The organism is Porticoccus sp., assembly GCF_965660005.1.
In the GTDB taxonomy this organism is placed as follows: Bacteria; Pseudomonadota; Gammaproteobacteria; order Pseudomonadales; family Porticoccaceae; genus Porticoccus.
The window spans coordinates 1-4,495 of record NZ_CBFHYF010000071.1; the positions used below are offsets into that span (position 1 = coordinate 1).

7 protein-coding genes are annotated in these 4,495 nt (G+C 54.3%); 6 read left to right on the forward strand and 1 reads right to left on the reverse strand.

Going from position 1 to position 4,495, the window contains the following annotated elements:
- Both ACTF5G_RS09920 and rlmB read left to right on the forward strand, forming a co-directional pair.
- A partial coding sequence (locus ACTF5G_RS09920) for a ribonuclease R family protein (protein WP_438952643.1) occupies positions 1 to 1,473 on the forward strand: 1,473 nt, incomplete at its 5' end.
- Between the two features lie 36 nt (positions 1,474 to 1,509).
- Complete coding sequence (gene rlmB, locus ACTF5G_RS09925; protein WP_438952644.1) at positions 1,510 to 2,268, forward strand: 23S rRNA (guanosine(2251)-2'-O)-methyltransferase RlmB; 759 nt, start codon at positions 1,510 to 1,512, stop codon at positions 2,266 to 2,268.
- A gap of 37 nt (positions 2,269 to 2,305) precedes the next feature.
- Here the strand turns inward: rlmB and ACTF5G_RS09930 are convergent, their stop codons facing one another.
- Positions 2,306 to 2,470 (reverse strand): DUF3012 domain-containing protein, encoded by a 165-nt coding sequence (locus ACTF5G_RS09930; protein WP_438952645.1) that lies wholly within the window; start codon positions 2,468 to 2,470, stop codon positions 2,306 to 2,308.
- A gap of 199 nt (positions 2,471 to 2,669) precedes the next feature.
- On the opposite strand from ACTF5G_RS09930, the gene rpsF reads away from it, so the two are divergent.
- From rpsF to rplI, 4 genes are all read left to right on the forward strand, one after another.
- A complete protein-coding gene (gene rpsF, locus ACTF5G_RS09935; protein ID WP_438952646.1) occupies positions 2,670 to 3,149 on the forward strand; it encodes a 30S ribosomal protein S6 in 480 nt (159 codons plus the stop codon).
- Between the two features lie 2 nt (positions 3,150 to 3,151).
- Positions 3,152 to 3,379 carry a 30S ribosomal protein S18 gene (gene rpsR / locus ACTF5G_RS09940; RefSeq protein WP_438952647.1) on the forward strand — a complete coding sequence of 76 codons (228 nt, stop codon included), beginning with the start codon at positions 3,152 to 3,154 and terminating at the stop codon, positions 3,377 to 3,379.
- A 16-nt stretch (positions 3,380 to 3,395) separates the two neighbouring features.
- Positions 3,396 to 4,253, forward strand: a complete 858-nt coding sequence (locus tag ACTF5G_RS09945) for a hypothetical protein (protein WP_438952648.1) — start codon at positions 3,396 to 3,398, stop codon at positions 4,251 to 4,253.
- A gap of 48 nt (positions 4,254 to 4,301) precedes the next feature.
- A partial coding sequence (gene rplI / locus ACTF5G_RS09950) for a 50S ribosomal protein L9 (protein WP_438952649.1) occupies positions 4,302 to 4,495 on the forward strand: 194 nt, incomplete at its 3' end.

A 4,495-nucleotide genomic window follows, 5' to 3' on the forward strand; every position in this document is an offset into this window, starting at 1 on the left:
TTGGATGAGGAGGCCTACTTGCGCGGCAATTCCGTGTATTTTCCCCAACATGTGGTGCCGATGCTGCCGGAAAAGCTTTCCAATGGCCTCTGTTCGCTGAATCCCCAGGTGGATCGGCTCACTATGGTCTGTGAGATGACCATGGATGCCGATGGCCAGATCACTAAATTCCAGTTTTACGAGGGGGTTATTTATTCCCACAGCCGGCTGACTTACACCCAGGTTGCCGCCATGATTGCCCAGCACGGTGACCGCAATAGTGGTATTCGAAAGCAGTTTCACGCGGTAGTGGAGCATGTCGACCACCTCTATGATCTGTTCCTCGCGCTGTTGGGTCGTCGGGAAATGCGTGGTGCTATCGATTTTGATAGTCAGGAAACCCGTATTCTGTTTGATGCCGAACGCAAAATTCAGCAGATCATTCCCTCTGAGCGCACTGAGGCGCATCGGTTGGTTGAAGAATCCATGCTCTGCGCCAATGTCTGTGCAGCCACTCTATTAGAGAAAAGCAAACTGCCTGCGCTCTATCGGGTGCATCAGCGGCCCCGCCAGGAGAAGCTGGCCAACCTGCGTGAATTTCTGGGTGAGATTGGTCTCGGTCTGCCGGGTGGTGACGAGCCGTCGCCAAAGGATTTCCAGCGGGTCTTGTTGCAGATTGCCGGCCGCCCCGATGCCGGTGTGATTCAAACGGTGGTTCTGCGCACCATGAACCAGGCCGTTTATGACCACGAAAATGACGGGCACTTCGGCCTGAATTACCCCGCCTATGCTCACTTTACCTCCCCTATTCGACGCTATCCCGACCTGTTGGTGCATCGGGCGATTCGTTACCTGGTCCGGAAAAAAGGCAAAGTGAGTCATACCAGGCAAGTGGAGGGGGCTCCTGTCCTGAATGCGGCGACGATTTATCCCTATGATGAACAGTGGATGATCAGCAGCGGCGAACATTGTTCCATGTCTGAACGTCGCGCCGATGAGGCGACGCGCGATGTGGTGAACTGGCTGAAGTGCGAATACCTGTTGTCCAGAGTGGGCGACGAGTATGACGGCGTCGTGGTTTCGGTGACTGGTTTTGGTTTGTTTGTGCAACTGACCGAGCTGTTTATTGAAGGACTTGTGCATATCACCGGATTGCCAAAGGATTACTACTACCACGAAGCCGCCCACCACCGCCTGGTGGGTGAGAGAACCAAGCGGGTATTCCGGCTCGGTGACAAATTGCGCGTCCGGGTGAGCCGGGTGGCTCTGGATGAGCGGAAGATTGATTTTGATCTGGTGGAAGAGGGCAAAAAAGGCAGAAAAGCGGCTCCCGTAAGCCCCAAAGCTGCAGCGCTGGCGGCAGAACATGAGCAGTCCAGGAAAAAACGCGGAAAAACCGGGAAACTGAAGTCAGACAAATCCGCTACAAAAACGGACAAAGCCGGCAAGCAGCAGAAACCCCGGCGACGCAAACCGCCGGCTGCAAAACGCTGATCACAACCTGGTATAAACCGCTGATGGATATTGATCATGACCGATAAGCTGCCAAACCGTGCCGAGGAACAGTGGATTTTTGGCCTGCACGCGGTCCAGTCCGTGCTGAAAACCTCTGCCGACAAGGTGCGGCTGTTAAAAGTGCTGCGTGGCCGGGAAGACCAGCGTCTGCTGAAGATACTCGGCATGGCCGAACGTCTGGGGCTCAGTGTGGAGCGGGTGTCGCGCGCAGACCTGGATGACCTGACAGACGGTTCTCATCAGGGCATTGCAGCACTCTGTGATGATGCAGAGGTACAGGATGAAAACTTTCTCTATCAACTCCTTGACCGGTCACAGGAAACGCCTTTTTTACTGGTTCTGGATGGCGTCACTGATCCGCACAATCTCGGTGCCTGCCTCCGCTCTGCTGATGCTGCCGGAGTTCAAGCCGTGATCGTGCCAAAGGACAACTCGGTGGGTTTGACGCCGGTGGTGCAGAAAGTCGCCTGCGGTGCTGCTGAAACCGTGCCACTGGTGGTGGTGACGAATCTGGCGCGAACCCTTAAAAAGTTGCAGGAGAGGGGGCTATGGGTTATTGGTGCCGCCGGAGAAGCCGAACAGCTGGTTTACAATGCTGACCTGAAAGGGCCTGTTGCCTTGGTCATGGGTGCGGAGGAAAAAGGTCTGCGACGACTGACCCGTGAGTATTGCGACCTGCTGGTGAAGCTGCCCATGGCGGGTGTGGTCAGTAGTCTGAACGTGTCCGTTGCGACAGGTGTTTGTCTGTTTGAGGCCGTCAGACAACGCCGATGACGGTTTGTTGGCGTTGCCTGCGCTGGGCCCCCGTGGATTAGTCGATAATGCAGTGTTTGGCGAAATCGGCGGCTTCGTTGGCAGACCAGTCACCCTTGGGGGTGTCTTTCATTTTGCTACACCAGGCTTCACTGCCTACCTTGGTGCAACCAACGCTGGACAGGGTAAACAGTACAATGGCTAACAGACCTATTGTTTTCATGATTTTTCCTCGATAAATGGGGGAGGGGGAACAACCGATCATAACGGCTAAAATAGACAGTTCCAACCCTGTAACCCCCTGAAATGCCGCTTGAAATAGCGGTTGTATCCCCGTAGAATGCCCGCCCTTGGCCTGTGTTGGGCCAATACTCCTTGCTGCACCGCATTGGGTGGGCAGCTTTAACCCGTAGGGAGAAACAATGCGTCACTACGAAATCGTCTTTATGGTTCACCCGGACCAAAGTGAACAGGTTCCCGGGATGATTGAGCGTTATACCACTACCATTACCGCCGGTAACGGGACGGTGCATCGACTCGAGGACTGGGGTCGTCGCCAACTGGCCTATCCAATCAACAAGATTCACAAAGCTCACTATGTCCTGATGAACATTGAATGTGGCCAGGATGTTCTGGAAGAGCTGAATTCGGCATTCCGTTACAACGACGCCGTTATCCGCAGCGCAGTTTTCAACCGCAACGATGCTGCGACGGGCGACTCGGCGATCATGAAAGCAGAAAAAACGGATCATCGCAGTGAACGTCGCGATACTCGGGTTGATGAGTCTGCTTCTGAAGGACACCGTGCTCAATCAGTTGATGACTCAGGCAGCGATGATGATAACGATACGGACTATGAAGCCGATGTGTCATCAGATGAAGCAGTGGAAGAGGAGAAGTAAAGATGGCCCGTTTTAATCGTCGTCGCAAATTCTGCCGTTTCAGTGCCGAAGGCGCTACAGAAATTGATTACAAAGATCTGGACACGCTGAGACAGTACGTCTCCGAAACCGGAAAAATTGTGCCCAGTCGTATTACCGGCACCAAGGCAAAGTACCAGCGTCAGCTGTCCACCGCTATCAAGCGTGCTCGCTTTCTGGCATTGCTGCCTTATACGGATAGCCACCAGTAATCAGTAACGTCAGCTGATGCGAGCACTGGCTCAGTACATCATGCGCGGGCGGAAGCAGGCGGCAGTGGTGGCTTTTTTTGGCAGCCTGCTGCCCCTGGTCAGCCCGGCGGCTGTCAGCCTTGTCACTCTGAGTAAAGGATTTGCAGAGGGCTTGCTGGTTTTTTTATGGGGCTGTCTGCCATTGCTGATTGCATTTTATGTCAGTGGGGTCAGTCCGATGATTACCCTGGCCACGTTGGCAGGCATGATAGTGGTTTTGCTGTCATCGGAAGTGTTGCGGCAGACTGTGTCATGGTCGCGTGCCTTGCTGGTGCTGGTATTCGCCAGTGCAGCAGGAACCCTGGTGCTCAATCTGCTGTTTAGCGATTCGGCTCGGGAGCTTGAAGCACTGGTTGCCGGGATATTTAGCCAGGCACAGGAGCAGAGCGGAAGCGGTGTCACCACATTTGAGCCGGGGCGTGCATTTTTGCTCGGCGTGATTGGCTATGTGGTCGCACTGACCTCGGTAGCTTGCCTGGTGTTGGCCCGCTGGTGGCAGGCAGCGCTGTATAACCAGGGGGGCTTTCAGCGCGAGTTTCATCGGCTGCGCTTTTCGCCCTTGGTGGCGCTGTCACTGGTTGTGGCTGTAACAGCCTGCTATATGGCTCCCCAGGAGTATGCCAGCTGGGCGGGTTTGCTGGGTTTGCCGTTATTTTTGGCAGGTATTGGCCTGGTTCACTTTACCGTGGCGCATTACCAGATCGGTGGGCACTGGCTGGCAGTTTTTTATGTGGGGCTGGTTATTATCGGCCCACTGAGTTTGGTACTGGTCGGGTTGGGTTTGCTGGACAGTATCTTGAACATACGCACCAGGCTGGTGAAGGGTAACGACTAGTTTCCTGCACTGCGGTGTCAACAGATTAATAGTGAGAGGATATCCGAGATGGAAGTTATTCTTCTGGAAAAAGTCGGCAAGCTCGGCAGTATTGGGGACAAAGTGAATGTGAAAGCCGGTTATGGTCGTAACTATCTTATTCCACAAAATAAAGCCGTTTTTGCTACCAACGCCAATATGGAAGAGTTCGAAGCCAAGCGTGCGGAACTCGAAGCTGCTGCACTGGCACAACGGGCTGCTGC